17 protein-coding genes are annotated in these 16285 nt (G+C 53.5%); 13 read left to right on the top strand and 4 right to left on the bottom strand.

Features of this window, described 5'->3' with window-relative positions; all coding sequences use genetic code 11:
- Positions 1 to 144: 144 nt before the first annotated feature.
- Both RGU70_RS15670 and RGU70_RS15665 read right to left on the bottom strand, forming a co-directional pair.
- Complete coding sequence (locus tag RGU70_RS15670) at positions 145 to 1023, bottom strand: IclR family transcriptional regulator (RefSeq protein ID WP_322210321.1); 879 nt, start codon at positions 1021 to 1023, stop codon at positions 145 to 147.
- Between the two features lie 9 nt (positions 1024 to 1032).
- Positions 1033 to 1920 carry an IclR family transcriptional regulator gene (locus RGU70_RS15665; protein WP_322210320.1) on the bottom strand — a complete coding sequence of 296 codons (888 nt, stop codon included), beginning with the start codon at positions 1918 to 1920 and terminating at the stop codon, positions 1033 to 1035.
- A 624-nt stretch (positions 1921 to 2544) separates the two neighbouring features.
- Between RGU70_RS15665 and RGU70_RS15660 the strand changes: the two genes are divergently transcribed.
- The 12 genes from RGU70_RS15660 to RGU70_RS15605 all read left to right on the top strand — a co-directional run bounded on the left by RGU70_RS15660 (position 2545) and on the right by RGU70_RS15605 (position 13778).
- Positions 2545 to 3459, top strand: coding sequence for an SDR family NAD(P)-dependent oxidoreductase (locus tag RGU70_RS15660; RefSeq protein WP_416186571.1), 915 nt, complete (start codon positions 2545 to 2547; stop codon positions 3457 to 3459).
- Positions 3460 to 3542: 83 nt separating this feature from the next.
- Positions 3543 to 4415, top strand: coding sequence for a MaoC/PaaZ C-terminal domain-containing protein (locus RGU70_RS15655; protein ID WP_322210318.1), 873 nt, complete (start codon positions 3543 to 3545; stop codon positions 4413 to 4415).
- A 31-nt stretch (positions 4416 to 4446) separates the two neighbouring features.
- Positions 4447 to 5226, top strand: a complete 780-nt coding sequence (locus RGU70_RS15650; RefSeq protein WP_322210317.1) for a citryl-CoA lyase — start codon at positions 4447 to 4449, stop codon at positions 5224 to 5226.
- A gap of 20 nt (positions 5227 to 5246) precedes the next feature.
- Positions 5247 to 6038, top strand: a complete 792-nt coding sequence (locus RGU70_RS15645) for an enoyl-CoA hydratase-related protein (RefSeq protein WP_322210316.1) — start codon at positions 5247 to 5249, stop codon at positions 6036 to 6038.
- 72 nt (positions 6039 to 6110) lie between these two features.
- The gene (locus RGU70_RS15640) at positions 6111 to 7241 is read left to right on the top strand and encodes an ABC transporter substrate-binding protein (protein WP_322210315.1); all 1131 of its coding nucleotides are present in this window, start codon (positions 6111 to 6113) and stop codon (positions 7239 to 7241) included.
- An 18-nt stretch (positions 7242 to 7259) separates the two neighbouring features.
- Positions 7260 to 8132: a branched-chain amino acid ABC transporter permease gene (locus RGU70_RS15635; protein ID WP_322210314.1), complete on the top strand. Its 873-nt coding sequence runs from the start codon at positions 7260 to 7262 to the stop codon at positions 8130 to 8132.
- An 11-nt stretch (positions 8133 to 8143) separates the two neighbouring features.
- Positions 8144 to 9025: a branched-chain amino acid ABC transporter permease gene (locus RGU70_RS15630; protein WP_322210313.1), complete on the top strand. Its 882-nt coding sequence runs from the start codon at positions 8144 to 8146 to the stop codon at positions 9023 to 9025.
- On the top strand, positions 9022 to 9825 hold the full coding sequence (locus RGU70_RS15625; RefSeq protein WP_322210312.1) for an ABC transporter ATP-binding protein: 804 nt from the start codon (positions 9022 to 9024) through the stop codon (positions 9823 to 9825). The genes RGU70_RS15630 and RGU70_RS15625 overlap by 4 nt, the downstream gene beginning before the upstream one ends.
- On the top strand, positions 9822 to 10544 hold the full coding sequence (locus RGU70_RS15620; protein ID WP_322210311.1) for an ABC transporter ATP-binding protein: 723 nt from the start codon (positions 9822 to 9824) through the stop codon (positions 10542 to 10544). The genes RGU70_RS15625 and RGU70_RS15620 overlap by 4 nt, the downstream gene beginning before the upstream one ends.
- A 1-nt stretch (position 10545) precedes the next feature.
- Positions 10546 to 12141 carry an AMP-binding protein gene (locus tag RGU70_RS15615; protein ID WP_322210310.1) on the top strand — a complete coding sequence of 532 codons (1596 nt, stop codon included), beginning with the start codon at positions 10546 to 10548 and terminating at the stop codon, positions 12139 to 12141.
- 34 nt (positions 12142 to 12175) lie between these two features.
- Positions 12176 to 12655, top strand: coding sequence for a MaoC/PaaZ C-terminal domain-containing protein (locus tag RGU70_RS15610; RefSeq protein ID WP_322210309.1), 480 nt, complete (start codon positions 12176 to 12178; stop codon positions 12653 to 12655).
- Positions 12656 to 12815: 160 nt separating this feature from the next.
- Complete coding sequence (locus tag RGU70_RS15605) at positions 12816 to 13778, top strand: nitronate monooxygenase family protein (protein WP_322210308.1); 963 nt, start codon at positions 12816 to 12818, stop codon at positions 13776 to 13778.
- 33 nt (positions 13779 to 13811) lie between these two features.
- On the opposite strand, the gene RGU70_RS15600 is transcribed toward RGU70_RS15605, so the two are convergent.
- The gene (locus RGU70_RS15600) at positions 13812 to 14357 is read right to left on the bottom strand and encodes a DNA-deoxyinosine glycosylase (RefSeq protein WP_322210307.1); all 546 of its coding nucleotides are present in this window, start codon (positions 14355 to 14357) and stop codon (positions 13812 to 13814) included.
- A gap of 156 nt (positions 14358 to 14513) precedes the next feature.
- Between RGU70_RS15600 and RGU70_RS15595 the strand changes: the two genes are divergently transcribed.
- Entirely contained in the window at positions 14514 to 14972 is a 459-nt protein-coding gene (locus RGU70_RS15595; protein ID WP_322210306.1) for a glycine zipper 2TM domain-containing protein, read from the top strand.
- A gap of 42 nt (positions 14973 to 15014) precedes the next feature.
- Here the strand turns inward: RGU70_RS15595 and RGU70_RS15590 are convergent, their stop codons facing one another.
- The gene (locus tag RGU70_RS15590) at positions 15015 to 16100 is read right to left on the bottom strand and encodes a mechanosensitive ion channel family protein (protein ID WP_322210305.1); all 1086 of its coding nucleotides are present in this window, start codon (positions 16098 to 16100) and stop codon (positions 15015 to 15017) included.
- Between the last annotated feature and the right edge of the window lie 185 nt (positions 16101 to 16285).

The raw sequence follows: 16285 nt of genomic DNA, 5'->3' as shown, positions 1-16285 counted from the left end.
TGGCGCTATGGATGCGCGGTAAATAGCTGCTCACACACATAATGGACGCATCATGTGTTCAGTTCATGACAAGGTGTCTGGGGAGGGTAGAACTGACTTGAAGGAGGTGTAGTTGATGCTATCTGGTGAATCGACAGCCGATTTTTAGAATAATGCGCTATCAACCGAGGAAAGCGCAATTTTCAATTTTTCAGCAGCGTTCTGCAAAGAAGGGACTAACACCTTTCGGATGTTTTCTACGTCCGGCATGTAAGAGACAGCGCTGCAATTGAGTGCCATCGGTACCGGAGGATCACCTAAAAAAACCGGGACACTGACGGCAAACGTGTCGCGCTGATATTCACCCGCTGCGATGCAGTAACCATAGCGTTCGAGGTCTTCAAATGCCTCTTCCATTTTGGCGACGACTGCCGGTCCGTGTGATCCGATTTTCTTCAGGATATTGAACAACAGACGCTGCCGATGTGTCGGTGATTGCATCCAGACATAAGTTCTGCCGATAGCGCTCAACTCCATTGGCACCGTACGGCCCACACCAAGGCGCAGAGTGGCTATGCTGCTGCTGTTGCAGTATTCGATATAAATCATGTCGAGCTGGTTCGCCACAGCCAGACCGATCGACATATTATGTTCGTCAGCCAGCGCTTGCATGAGCGGTTTTGCTTGCCGTGTAATCGGGCTGTTGGATAAATAACGGTGACCGATACGCAAACCACGCACGCCGATTTGAAAGCGCACGCCGTCGGGTGCGCGGTCCAGATAACCGAGTGCGACCAGTGTGGCCGCCACCCGCGATATCGAGGCTTTGGAGTAACCGGTGCGGCGTACTAACTCCGCATGCGCCAGAGGTTTCGGACTGCCGCGAAATGCTTTCAATACACCTAGCGCCCGCTCCAGTGTATGTGTTGCGGTGCTGCTTCCTGGTGCGGCATCTTGGTCGCGTACGGAAAACCGATCTGTTGTCTCTGGTGCTGTCAAAGCCGTTTTCTTGATTGTTTTTTTGATCGGAAGGATGGCTTTCATGTTGCTTTCTTAGGCTTGTACGGCAGCATTTTTCTTGAGCTGATGGATCAGTGTCACCAGCTTGCGGCCCAATTGTTCATCCAGCCGGGTCTGCGGTGTTAGCCGCGGTGAACCGGCGCATACCAGGGCCATCGGCAAGCGGCCGGCAATATGTAATGGTGCAGCGACGACAGTAATGTCCGCACCCCAGTCTCCGGTGGAGGAGCAATACCCTTTTTCAGCCACCTGATCAGCTGCTTCGTCAATGCGTTGCCGCAACAGCATCCACAGATCACGTTTGTGATGCGGTCGTATGCGGTCCAGCAGATAGGTCCTTTCCGTATTCGGCAAACCGGCCAGTAAGGCCCAGCCTAAGGGCGACGCGGCAATCGGCATATGCTCGCCAACGCCGAGAGCGATCGTGGCGAGTGTGGAGGAGCTATGACAGTTCTCAAACAAAATCATGTCGAGGCCATCCCGTCCGGCGAGCGCAACGTAGACGCCGTTGACGTCGGCAAACTCCTGCATCAATCCCCGTGCCAGAGATACCACATCGGTATCGGCCATGGCGGCATAACCAAGATCGAGCACGGCCGACGCCAGCCTATATTTTTTCAATAAATCCGAATGCGTCAGATAACCGAGTTCTGTCAGCGTGCGCGTCAGCCGCGAGACGGTTGCCTTTGGTATGGCAGTGCGTTCGGCGATATCGCCATTGGCCAGCCATTGATCCTGTTCGAGGAAGGCATCAAGCACGGCAAAGCCGCGCACAATCGGGGCAATCAGTTTTCCGTTATCTGTAGATGCCTGCTCGCGGTAAGGGGCGCGTGGAGCCCGCAAGACGATGCGCACATCCACCGGACGAATCGCCGCCCGACGTACAAGCGCTTTGTTGCGGGTGCTGATGAGGTCGCTCATGATGAGGACCTGCCGTGAGATGGGGATACTTTTGCCAGGCAGTGAATGTCACCGGCGCGCCCATCTTCATTTCCTGAAAGTCGCATATTTTTTCTTTCCTCGAAAACCAATATTGGCTGGTTGCGCTGAGGGATTTTTGTGACTTTTTTCGTGATCTTGTAATTGTCTTGCCAGAGACCATGCAGCACATGATCGGCTGCGTCAATCTAACATCAAACATCGTTCCGTACTTTGGAATGTCGTGCTGAAAAATTATTTAATCAGAAAAAATATAAGCATTTTTAAAATCATAAAAGTACATTATTGAGCGCGAAATATCGACAATGCCGCCTCTGTAGAGGCAAAGTATGCTGCACATGCACAATTTTTCGATTGATCATTTCTTGTTTTTTTCATCAGATAAAAAATGCCTCAATAAAAAATCATTTTTATAAATCATGGTTCTGAAGTACGGAACACTACTTTCTCTGCTATTGACACCCCATCCTCGTTTCCAGACTATGCATTCAAACGCGATGTCACTTCAGGCAATGTGGCTCACCAAAAAGGCGGAGTAAAAATCTCAGCTTGGTAGCAGCACGTAAAAACCGAATTCAGAAAAAGATCAAGGAAAACAGGATGACAATGCATAAAATCGTCGAAGGAAAAGTGGTCGTGGTCACCGGTGCAGGTGGCGGCATCGGTCGCGATATTGCATTGGCAATGGCGCAGCACGGCGCGCGGGTAGTGGTGAATGACATCGGCGCATCGCTGAGCGGCGAAGGACTCAGTGCAGGTCCGGCGCAGCAGGTGGTGGAAGAAATCATCGCTGCGGGCGGTCAGGCGGTTGCCAATACCGATAGCGTTTCCGATGCTAGTAGCGCCGCACGAATCGTGGAGACCGCAGTCGATGTTTTCGGTCGTATCGATTGCGTTGTCAACAACGCCGGAATTTTGCGCGACAGCCTGTTCCATAAAATGAGTGCGGATGAATGGGATGCCGTTCTCAAGGTGCATCTGTACGGTGCCTTTTACATGAGCAAGGCAGCAGCGCTGCATTTCAAGGCGCAGGCCAGCGGTGCATTAGTACACATGACCTCCACCTCCGGTCTGATTGGCAATTTGGCGCAAGCCAATTATTCGGCAGCGAAACTCGGGCTGACTGCCTTATCGAAATCGATTGCACTCGATATGCAACGCTTCAATGTCCGTTCCAATTGCATCGCGCCGTTTGCCTGGAGCCGGATGATCAGTTCGATCCCGATTAACGATGCGGCTCAGCAGGCCCGTGTCGACAAGATCAAGCTCATGACCCCGGCCAAGATCGCACCCCTGGCGGTCTTTCTTGCCAGCGACAGCGCCAGTGACGTCAATGCGCAGGTATTCACGGTTCGCAACAATGAAATTTTCCTCATGAGCCAGCCTCGTCCATTGCGTTCGGTGCATCGGGCCGAAGGATGGACACCAGAAAGCATTGCAGAGCACGCCATGCCGGCATTGAAAAGTAATTTCGTCGCCATGGATCGTTCCGCCGATGTATTTAGCTGGGACCCGATTTGAGCTTAGGCCGACATGGACACCGCAGAAATGCGGGATCACGCGGGGCTTAAAACGGCATTACTCGACATCGTGATGGGATGGATATGGCAATTGATTACTTCAAATTGAAAAACTGGGTGTTTCCCGAACAGGAACATCGCTATACCGAAAAAGACACGATTTTGTATGCGCTCGGCCTGGGTCTCGGGAAAAATTCAAGCGATGCCGACGAATTGCGTTTTGTCTACGAAGATGGTTTGCAAACATTTCCGAGCATGGCGGTGATTCTGGGACATCCAGGTCTCTGGATGGGCAATCCTGAATCAGGTATCAATTTGAGCAAGGTAGTGCACGGAGAACAAAAAGTGCGTTTGCATCATCGCTTGCCCAGCAGCGGTACGGTAATCGGTCAGTCGCGTGTGATCGCGGTCGTGGACAAGGGGGCTGACAAAGGCGCGCTGGTCGTGGTTGAACGCAAGGTGATCGACAAAGAAACCGGCATCACGCTGGCGACTGTCGAACAGATATCGTTTTGCCGCAGCGAAGGAGGATTCAGCGAACAGGGGCAGCCTAGCGATGTCTTGTCGGCACAAGCCACGGTCATGCCGACGCGTGCAGCGGATTATTCCTGTGATTTGCCGACGCGTCCTGAGATGGCCTTGCTCTATCGCTTGTCGAGCGACATGAATCCTTTGCATGCTGATCCGGCCACGGCGATTGCGGCCGGATTTCCCCGCCCCATTTTGCATGGCATGGGTACTTATGGCGTTACCTGCCACGCAATTTTGAAAACCTGTTGCGCTTATCGGCCAGAGCGCCTGCAATCCTTGCAGGCACGATTTTCGTCACCCGTGTTTCCGGGAGAAACGATACGAACAGAAATCTGGCGAGACGGCGGACGCGCCTATTTTCAGTCGCGCGTAGTAGAGCGTGACAAGGTGGTGTTGAGTAACGGCGTCGCGGATATCGCCGCCTGAATGCATTGAATACAATTTCGGAGAGAAAGTTATGGCACGTAAAACAGCAGTAATACGTTCGGATATCGCTTTTAGCACCGCCGATAGCATCACGGTACGCGGCAAAGATTTGCCGAATGAGATTCTGGGTCACATGAATCTGGGCGATTTTGCCTACTTTCAGTTGATGGGGAAGACTGCAACGCTCAGCCAGTCACGGGTATTCAACGCCATGCTGATCACGCTGGTCGAGCATGGCATTACGCCTAGCGCTCTGGTAGCCAGACTGACGTATGCCGGCGCGCCGGAATCCTTGCAAGGCGCCGTAGCCGCTGGCTTGTGCGGCTTGGGTACGGTGTTCGTCGGAACGACGGAAGGTGCCGCAAAAATGTTGTATCAGGCCCTCGCCGATACTGACGTCGATGCCGATCTGGAAAAAATTGCACGCGATACCGTCGCTGCTTTTCGCGAACGCAAGCAGATTATTCCTGGCCTCGGTCACCCCTTGCACAAGCCCATTGATCCGCGTACGCCGCGACTGTTTCAGATTGCTGAAGACAATGGCATGAAAGGCCGTTACATCACCTTGATGCAATTGATCGGCGCGGAAGCTGAACGGGCTTCAGGGAAGGTGCTCCCGATCAATGCGACCGGTGCCATCGGTGCCATTTGCTGCGAATTTGGATTTCCATGGGAAATCGTGCGCGGCTTCGGAGTCATGGCGCGCGCCATCGGTTTGGTTGGCCATATTCTTGAAGAATCGAAAACGCCGATGGCGCATGAAATCTGGCATCGGATGGAAGACGAAGCCAGTACGCATTTACGCAAGTAAGTCCTGAGAAAGGAGAACCCATGAACGATCCAGAAGTTGTATTTTCTTTCGTTGACGGCATTGCACGCATTACGCTTAATCGGCCGCAGCGACTTAATAGCCTCAATGACGGCATGCACGAAGCAATAGCGGCAGCGATCGCCTCGGTCGAGCATGATCCGGCATTACGCGTGCTGGTGTTGAGCGGTATCGGACGCGCCTTTTGCGCCGGCCAGGATCAGACAGATCGTGTCCCTGTTGCGGATGGCGAGCAACGTGATCTGGGTGCTTCGCTGGAGAAGTATTACAAGCCATTGGTGCTAAGACTGCGTGCCTTGCCGGTACCGGTCGTGTGCGCGCTCAATGGACTGGCGGCGGGTGTCGGATCGACGCTGGCACTGGCGTGCGATATCGTTATCGCCACCAAGTCAGCGTATTTTTTGCAAGGGTTTACCAAGCTGGGTTTGCTGCCGGATGCCGGTGCGACGCAGTTTTTGCCGCAGCTGATCGGCCCGGCCCGCGCTATCGGTCTGAGCATGCTCAACGATAAATTGAGCGCAGAACAGGCTGCTGAATGGGGATTGATCTGGCGCTGTGTGGATGATGCCGCGTTCGAGGAAGAGACGCAAAAAATTATCGATCAACTCGCCTGCTCTGCCACCAAGGCACTGGGACTGAGCAAACTGGCGATCTATGCAGCGGCAGGTAATAGTCTTGAGCAGCAACTGGAACTGGAGCAAAAATTGCAGCGCGCGCTCGGTTACAGCGATGATTACAAAGAAGGAGTGGCGGCGTTTCGAGAGAAAAGAGCGCCGGTGTTTGTCGGCAGGTGATAAAGATGTTGTTGGTAGTCAGCAGATAGTGGTATCGGATAAAAAAACCTAAAACATAAGCTGGAGATAAGCATGTCAATTTTAAAAAATATTGTTACTGCGGTACTGGTAGCGGGTGCTGTTTCTGTTGTGCCGGTGCGTGCAGCGGATGTTGCAATCGGCGCCTTATTTCCCATGAGCGGCTTGAATGCTTCTTACGGGGACATCTTCAGTTCTGGCGCCAATCTCGCCAGAGATCACATTAATGCCGACAATCTGATCGGAGGGAAGCTGACTATCCAGTATGAAGATAGTCAGGCTTTGCCGCAGCAAGGCGTGATCGGCATGAACAAGCTGGTCAATGTGGAAAAGGTGCCGTATGTTTTGTCGGCCTTTACGGGCGTCTCGAAAGCGATTTCGACCGTTGCAGGACGCTCCAAGACGGTCGCTGTCAATGGCGGTGGGGTAGGTCCTGATCTGGCGGAACTGGGTCCGTATTTCTGGAACATCATTCCACTGGCCAACTATGAAGTACGGGCCATCATTCCTTATCTGGTGAACGAACGAAAACTCAAGCGTTTCGTGCTGGTGTATATCGACGATCCCTTGGGTCAGTCTATCCGCAAAGAAATGGAAACGAGCCTTCCTGCAGCGGGCGGACAACTGGTAGAGGCTTTATCAGTGCCAGCTTCGGCGCAGCAGTTTGGCGGTATCGCAGCGCGGGTGCGCGCGGCTAATCCTGATGTGGTTTACATCGCCTCGTACGGATCGCAGCAGTTGCAGATCGTCAAACAATTCCGGGACAACGGCGTCAAGCAGCTGATGGTCAGTTACACCGCGTTTTCGGTGCCGGAAATCAATGCGCAACCGGAAGCACTGGGTGCGCTTTACACCACGCAGTTCATGGATTGGAATTCGCAAGATCCGATCACCAAGCGTTTTGTCGACGACTACAAGAAAAAATATAACAAGATGCCCACTGCGTATATCGCCAATTACTACAACGCAGTACGACTGTTTGCTTTGCTGACGCAGCAATTGCAAAAGAAAGGCAAACCGGTTACGGGCGAAAATCTGCTGGCGCAACGGATTGAAAGCAAGTCTTTTGATCTGGTTGGCGGCAAGGTGACGTTTTCTGAAAACGGGACCGTGGTCATGCCGATGCAGATCAATGAGGTCGATGGCAAAGGCGGCAAGACTGTCAGCGTCGCACAATCGAAATAACGAAAAGAGACCAGACTCATGCTGCTACTCCAGCTTTTGATCAATGGCCTTCAGGTGGGCGCGCTGTATGCGCTCATCGCGGTTGGATTTTCATTGATTTTTGGATCGACCAAGGTATTTCATTTTGCCCACGGTTCCACCTTCACCATTGCGGCATACGTGTTTTATTACTTGTATTCGGTGGCGCAGATGCACTGGGTATTGGCGATCCTGGCGGCGACGGTGGCGGCAGTGTTGTTTGGCGTGCTGCTGGATCGTTTTGTCTATGCGCCTATCCAGTTGCATGAGGGATCGTTCTTTACCGTGTTCGTGGCCTCGTTCGGCATCGGCATCGTGGTGCAGAATCTGATCGGCATTATTTTCGGACGGAGCTTTGTCTCAGTATCGACGTCACTGAGTCAAAGCATCGAAGTGGCCTCGGGATTATTTGTGTCGCCGTTGTCGGGCATTGCGATTGTGATCGCAGGCCTGTTTTTTTGGGGTTTGCAATTTTTCCTGATGCGTACCCATGTCGGCATGGGTTTGCGCGCGCTCTCGGAAAATCCTGAACTGATCCGCGCCTATGGGCTCAGTCCGCGACGACTATCGACTATCGTGTTCGCCCTCGGCTCATTGCTGGTGGTGCCGGCAGCGATTTTATCGGCGGCCAGCACCGGGCTGAATCCGGCCATTGGTCATCACGTCATGTTGATCAGTCTGGCGGCCACTATTGTTGGCGGGGTGGGAAGTTTGCGTGGCGCAGCGTGCGCCGGTCTGATGCTGGGAATGGCGGAGAATCTGGCGCTGCTGTATTTCGAGCCGCAGTGGAGCGAGGCAATTACGTTCATCGTGTTGTTCCTGTTCATTCTGTTTCGGCCTTCCGGTTTCTTCGGTCGTGCGATTACTTCCTGAGGCGACGAATCATGCTTGCATATTTACTCAATCTGGCGACGCTGATCTGCATCAATGCAGTATTGGCGATCACCTTGAATTTCATCATGGGCTATGCCGGGATATTCTCCTTATCGCATGCCATTTTCTTTGGGGTCGGTGCTTATACGGCGGCGTTTTTCGCGACGCATTACAGCGCTTCGCTTTTTCTGGCAATGCCGGTGGCGATGGTGGTGGCGGGTTTGCTGTCATTGGTGCTGGCTTTGCCGGCATTGCGCGTGCGCGGTGAATATTTCGTTGCGGCATCTCTCGGCTTGCAAGTGCTGGGGGTGACGGTGTTTTCGGAATGGAAGTCGGTGACCGGCGGTCTGGGCGGAGTCATCGGTATTCCGCCGGTGGAGCTGTTCGGTTATGCCGTCACCGATCCGACGCAATTCTTTTTGCTCGCACTGGCCTGCCTGATTCCGGTACTGCTGATCACCAGCGCCTTGCTGCGCTCCAGCTTCGGCCGCAATCTGAAGGCAATACGCGACAGCGAGTCGGCCGCCCACGCTTTCGGTAAAAACGTCGCCGCTATTAAAACTTTGTCTGTCGTTGTTTCTTCTGCTCTGGCAGCGGTCGCAGGAACTTTGTATGCGTTTTATCTGGGGTTCATCAATGTCGAAAGTTTCATGCTCGATACCTCGGTGCTGTTGATGGCGATGGTGATTATCGGCGGCACAGGGACTTTGCTGGGGCCGATTGTTGGTGCCGTGCTGCTGATGCTATTGCCGAGCCTGTTTAGTTATATGTCGTTTCTGCCGCAAACAGAAATTGGTGCGATTCAGCAAATCGCTTATGGCGTGGTGATGGTGTTGTTGATGATCTATCGTCCGGGCGGGATTGTCGGGTCCGGCAAAAGGAGCCAAGCATGATGCGCGACCAGTCTTTTGAAAATAACTCAGTACCAAGCCATGATCCCGATCAAAAGTCAGTGTTGCTGCGGATCAGCAATCTTAATAAAAATTTTGGCGGACTCAAGGTCACGAATAATGTCTCGCTCGATTTGCGCGCCGGTATCGTCACCACATTGGTCGGGCCGAATGGTGCGGGAAAGACCACTTTGTTCAATCTGATTACCGGCCATCTGGTGCCGGAATCGGGTGAGATTTTGTGGAATGGAAAATCGATTGTCGGCAAATCGCATTATCAGATTGGCCGACTCGGCATCGCTCGCACGTTTCAGGATTTGCGTTTGTTCAATCACATGACGGTAGAAGAAAATGTGCTGACTGTCATGGAGTCGAGTTCATGGCTCTGGCAACCGGGCGGCAGTGCCGCACGCAAGGTGCGACGGGAGAAAGTGCAACATATTCTGGAGCGCACACGACTGTCGGATAAGGCGAAAACTCGCGCGATTGATCTGGCCTATGCAGAGCGAAAATTCCTGAGCATGGCGCGCATCATGGCGACGGACGCCAAGATATGGTTGTTGGATGAGCCGGCATCGGGACTTGATCGCGGTTCGTATGAACTTTTTCTGGAATTGCTGCGCACCGAAGTCAAGCAAGGCGTGACGGTGTGCATTATCGAACATAACCTTGACATTGTGATCGGCATTTCAGATCGGATTGCTTTCCTCGATCAGGGAAAACTGCTGGCCGACGGCGATCCCGCCACCGTATTGAAGGACCCGCATCTGGCGGCGATTTATTTCGGAGAGCAAGCCGCATGAACCCCACTGCAACTACCGTATTGAAAACACGCGGTCTGGAAGTCGGCTATGGCGGCAGGCCGGTGTTGTCGGATTTCGATTTTGAACTGCGTCCGGCTGAAGTGTTGTGCTTGATCGGGCATAACGGCGCGGGTAAATCGACCTTGCTTAAAACTTTGTTCGGCCTGGTCAGGCGGCAGCGCGGTGAAGTGTTGCTGGATGATCAGCCGCTGACGACGCTGGAACCGCGTTTGCTTACCGCTGCCGGTATTTCATTGGTGCCGGAAGGACGGGGAATCTTTCCCGGACTGACCGTGGCCGAGACCATGGCGCTGGGCTTGTGGTCTGCCGGCGTGGCAAGCGAAGAACGGGCTGATCGCTTGGCATGGGTGATGACGGTGTTGCCTGCATTGGGTGAGTTTTATCATCGTCGCGCCGGGACCTTGTCGGGTGGCCAGCAACAGATGGTGTCGATTGGACGGGCTTTGCTGAGTCGTCCGCGTTGCCTGTTGATGGATGAGCCGTCGATCGGTCTGGCGCCGAAACTGTTTCAGGATTTGCTGCAACCGATACGTCAGTTACAGAAGGATTCCGGCATGGCCATTTTGCTGGTGGAACAGAACGTCAAGGAAGCACTAAAGATATCTGACCGTGTTGTTGTGATGAAATCCGGAGTCATCATTCGTGAGGCTTTGCCGGAAGAGTTGAACGACAACGCCAAACTTATGGAGCTGTACTGATATGTCAATTTTATCGAGCATGCCGCAACTGTTGGCGCGCAATGTGGCGCAGCGTGGCGATGCTGTCGCTTTCATCGACGATGGCCGGGACATCACTTATCGTGAATTCGATGCCATGGTATGTAGCAGTGCTGCGTGGCTGAAATCGAAAGACATCGGCGCCGGAGATATCGTGGCGGTGTGGTTGGTCAATCGCATCGAATGGATGGCTTTGTATTTCGGGCTGGCGCATCTTGGTGCGGCGATGATGACGGTTAATACGCGTTACCGGTCGCACGAGGTGGAATACATTTTGGAGCGCTCCAAACCGAAGATGCTGGTGCTGCAACTGAATTTCCGCAAGATTGATTTTCCGGCGGTGTTGCGTGATGTCAGTCATGCGGCGGCAGCCAGCCTTACCTGCGTGGCGGTGGTCAATGGCGATGCTTCGCAACCGGCCGATATTCTCGGCAAACCGACGGTTGTTTTCGATATGGCGACTGCGGCGGCGGCGACTGCACCGGTATCTGACGCAGCCGATGCGCTCAGTATTTTGTTTACGACCTCCGGCACGACCAGTGGTCCCAAACTGGTGATGCATCCGCAGCGAACGCTGGCCTGGCATAGCCAGCATGTCGCTCACGCTTACGGTTTCGAGGCGCCCGGTGTGCGCTTGCTGGCGGCCTTGCCGTTCGGTGGCGTGTTTGGTTTTAATTCCGCGCTGGCGGCCTTTGCTGCCGGTAAGCCGATTGTGTTGATGGATACCTTTGCCGGTCCTGCTGCTGCGCAACTGATCAATCGCCATCAGCTTACGCATGTGTTCGGTAGTGATGAAATGTTCCGCCGCATTATCGAGAACGTGGACGGACATGATCCATTTCCATCTGCGCGGGTATTTGGTTTTTCCACTTTCCATCCCGGTATGGTGGACTTCGGGCGCGAGGCCTGGGATCGACGTATCCCGATGACCGGCTTGTATGGCTCGAGTGAGGTGCAGGCGCTGTTTTCATTGCAGCAGCATCATTTGCCGATCTCCGACCGGATTGACGGTGGTGGTATGCCGGCGGGCAAGGATGTGCAAATCCGTATTCGTGATATCGATTCCGGTGCCATTTTGCCGCAGGGTCAAAGTGGGGCGATTGAAATCCGTTCGTCCAGTAATTTCATCGGGTATCTGAATAATCAGGATGCTACTGACAAGGCGATTGATACGGAGGGATTTTTCCGTACCGGAGATGTGGGTTATTTGCGTGAAGATGGCAGCTTTGTTTATCAGACCCGACAGGGCGATGCGATGCGGCTGGGAGGATATCTGGTGAGTCCGATGGAAATCGAGGATGCGCTGAAAACCATGCCGGGAGTGGTCGATGTGCAGGTGGTGGCGGTGGATATTGCGCGTCAGTTAAGGGCGGTGGCATTTGCAATCGCGATGCCGGGGTATCAATTGAATGAGCAGGAGATGATTGCGGCGACGGCGACCACGCTCGCGGCGTTCAAGGTGCCGGCGCATATCTGGACCATTGATGAATTTCCGACGACACAAAGTTCCAATGGCACCAAAATTCAACGTGCGAAGTTGCGCGACATGGCAGTCCAGCGGCTGGCTGCGGGTGTCTGAAGGTTTCATTTAGTCCTTATTCGGAGAATAAAACATGGCCTCTTATTTCCTTGAAGATTTTGCAGTTGATCAATTGTTTGAAAGCAGCGGCAGAACGATCACCGAAGCCGATCTGACTTTTTTTTCCATGATTTCAGGTGACTGGAACCCCATTCATAGCAACGTGGAATTTGCCAAAAAGACGCGCTATGGCGAACGTGTTGTGCACGGTGTATTCGGCATCGCCATCAGTACCGGGATGCTGCATGAACTGGGTATTTTTGAAAAATCGATTATTGCCATGCTGGGTTTTAAGAACTGGAATTTTCTTGCGCCGCTGCTGATTGGCGACACGATTCATCTGCAATTGCGCATTACTTCGGTAGAGCCGGGCAAGAGCGGTCGCAGCGGAAAACTCGGACGCCTGTTTCGCTTGATTAATCAAAACGGTATTGTCGTGCAGGAGGGCGAGTGCGATGCGCTGGTACTGACCAACAGCGGTGCGGCTGAACAAAACCAGGCGGCGGCTGCCTGAAGCGGGAAATGCGGATGTCGGAATCTGAGTAGTAAAACAGTGTCGGCTGAAGATGCGGATCAGCGAATCAGCGATCCAGCGATGCCCTATCGCAGCGGTACTTTTTGACTTATCGGATCGCCGCTTGTCAGCAATCTCCCTCTCAAACCTTGGAAAAACCATGACGCAAATGTGTACCTTGCCGCAGAAGCTGGCATTGCCGGTGATTGCTTCACCGATGTTTCTTGTTTCCACTCCGGCCCTGGTGGTGGCGCAATGTTGTGCGGGCATTGTCGGCTCGTTTCCGGCATTGAATGCCAGGCCGCAAGAGGTATTGGATGCGTGGCTGACAGAAATAGAGCAGGGATTGGCTGCGTGTCGCGCCGCTGATCCGGTACGTGTGATTGCGCCGTATGCGGTGAATTTGATCGTGCATCAATCCAATCCGCGCTTGCAGGACGATCTGGAGACGTGCATCCGGCATCGTGTGCCCATCATCATTACTTCGCTGCATAGTCCTGACATGGTCGTTGAGCGCGTGCATGCTTACGGCGGCATCGTGCTGCATGATGTCACGACGGTAAGACATGCCAAAAAAGCGCTGGCAGCGGGGGTGGACGGCTTGATTCTGGTGTGCGCCGGCGCTGGCGGACACAGCGGTACGTTAAGTCCGTTTGCATTGGTTGCGGAAGTGCGGGCATTTTATGATGGCTTGCTGGTGCTGGCCGGATCGATCACCAGTGGCGCCGGGATTTTGGCGGCGCAGGCGCTGGGTTGCCAATTGGCTTACATGGGGACGCGTTTCATTGCTTCGACGGAAGCATCGGCGGCACCGGCGTACAAGCAAATGGTGGTGGATGCCTCGGCAGCAGATATTCTGTTGACGCCGTGTTTTTCAGGTGTGAGTGGCAATTATCTGAAGCCGAGTATTCGCGCCGCTGGTCTGGATCCTGATTTGTTGCCCGCTTATGAACCGGCAGACGTGAACTTTACCAAGCCCAAGAAGTGGAAAGATATTTGGGGCTGTGGTCAGGGTGCGGGCAATATCCACGATATTTTGCCGGCTGCCGATATCGTGCGTCGTTTGAAAAGCGAATACAAAATGGCGCGGGAGCAATTCCTGTCACCTTCATCTGTACTGTAGTTAACCGTCTTCGACATTGTTGATCTGCGCGGTTTATTTTTCTTGTTCGTTTTCGGTTTCTTTCCTTTTCTCGTTCAGCAAGCGCTGCCATTGTTCCAGTTTGAGCGCATAGGCCAGGGTGTGTGCCGGACTGCTTGATGGCAGTCGCACTATCCGGTAGTGCAGGGCATCTTCTTGCAGCGCTTTTATTCCTAATTTTTCTGCCGTGCCGCCATTGAACGCAATCGTTTTTAGCCGCGGCAAAGTGCGGATCAAGCCCGTCAGTTCATTCCCCACATGATGCCGGATGTGGCTGTCCAGACTGCCTTGGCGTTGCGCTTCGGCCACCACATCCCATAAACCGATACCGTGTGCGAGCAGGGTTTGCAGCTTGTCTGCATACGCCAATGCGGTCAGATCGGTATCGATGATGACGGATAACAATTTCCAGAATTTGTTTTGCGGATGGGCGTAATACTCGCTTTGCGCCAGCGAACGTTCGCCTGGCAAACTGCCGAGTATCAATGTCCGCACCTGCTCGTTAACGACCGGGGCGAAGCTGCGTTTTCGTTGTGCTGTTGTTGCGTCTACGTGCGTCATCTGATGGGTGATGCCAATGAAATATGAAAATTAAAATCGATAAAAATCATTCTAGTCCTCTGTTTTTTAAATATTGAACGGGCAATGATGTGCAGTTTTTCTCAGAATCGGGAAATTCGTTAATTGCCTATCAACATTTTATCTTCAGGAGCGCAGATGAAAAAAGTAATCGTGGCGGTCGTTGCTATCACGGCGCTGACCGGTTGCGCCGTGCCATCGGATTCGGCCAGTGTTTATCGCACCGGACGCGCGCAGAGCGAACAGAACGTGCGCATGGCGGTCGTGGAGTCGGTGCGCAATGTGAGTATCGACAAGGGCGGCAGTAGCACCGATGTCGGCACCGTTGGCGGTGCTGCGCTCGGTGGTCTGGCGGCAAGTTCGGCTATCGGGCAAGGGCGTGGAGCGCTGGCTGCGGGTGTGGTCGGTGCGCTGGCGGGTGGCGTACTCGGCAATCAGATCGGCGATCGCTTTAACCGGCGCGCCGGAATTGAAATTACCGTCCGTCTTGAAAGCGGCGAGCTGCGTGCTATCACGCAGGATGCGGATGAGAATTTCAAAGTCGGTGAGCGGGTGCGATTGTTGTCGTCGGGCGGCGTAACACGGGTGACGCATTGAGGAGGTGATCGGTAATCGAGCGGTGGCATGTCTCGTGCCTGCTTAATTTTCCTCAGACAGTTTGTCCGATACCTCTCCCGACGATACGATGTGCAGAGTGCGGGTGGGGCGTGCGAAGTGGATGCCATTCGCGGCAAGCTCGGTCATCAGTTCGAGGTTGATGCTTTGCTGGATATCCATATACAGGTTGTAATCTGGATTGGTCACGTAATAAACCGCCTCAAATTGCAACGCGCTCTCACCAAAGCCTTTCATGTGCGCCCGGTCGAAACGCGTCGTGCCGGCGGATTCGATGGCATTTTTTACGATCGCCGGCACTTGTCGCACCTGCTCGGGAGAGGCCTCATAAGTGATGCCAAAGCCGAACAAAATACGTCGCTCGCTCATGCGCTTGTAATTGTGAATCGTATTTTTGAGCAGCTCCGTATTACTGCAAACGATTTGTTCGCCGCTGAGACTGCGGATGCGGGTCGTCTTTAATCCAATGTGTTCGATGTTGCCGGCAATATCGCCAAAGACAATGAAGTCGCCGATCTCGAAAGGTTTGTCGAGCCCGATGGCGGCCGAGGCAAAGAGATCGCTCAGGATGCTTTGCAGGGCCAGTGCCACGGCGACACCGCCTACGCCCAGACTGGCAACAAAGGCGGTGATATTGACACCCACATTGGAGAGCATGGCGAGAATCAGAACCGACCAGAGTAAGGCCCGAAATATCCATGCCATCATGGTCGTAATGATGGGACTGTGGGAGGTGGCGCTCTGTCCTTGTAGTCGTTCCGTCGTCCAGATGGATAAGCCGCGGTTGATCCAAAGCGCGATCTGAACAGCGATGACGATGAACCATAAATGGCTGATGCGAATTTCCCATTTTCCGGTCATGCTTAAAAACTCGGAACCTATGAGCAGCGCAGCGAACGCGATGACGAATCGATGCGTATGTTTGAGCACTTCAACGAGCATGTCGTCCAATCGCGTCACGGTTCTGGCTGCCAGAATTTCTAGCCGTGCGATAAGGAATTTCGCCAGAGACACTATAAAAATATAGCTGACAACGGTCGCCGCGATTGCCCGCCACCATTCGTTGGCGGCTAATCCCAGAAACGTATTTACATCGAGCCACTGTTCCATTGTTGATTCCTTCACGGCGTAATAGTTACGTCTGAGAGTTACGTCGGAGAGCGAGCTCCGAAAGTGATAGCCAAGAGCGACCTCTGATCGATTTTCTGAGAAGTCGTTGATGGAATGCGGGCAGCGACGGAAATGGCCGTTGCTGCCGTTCTTTGCTGAAATAGGGTGAGTGGTTCGCAATCCAG

The sequence above is a fragment of the Herbaspirillum sp. RTI4 genome (assembly GCF_034313965.1).
In the GTDB taxonomy this organism is placed as follows: Bacteria; Pseudomonadota; Gammaproteobacteria; order Burkholderiales; family Burkholderiaceae_D; genus Herbaspirillum.
This window is presented reverse-complemented; position numbering and strand designations above follow the sequence as displayed.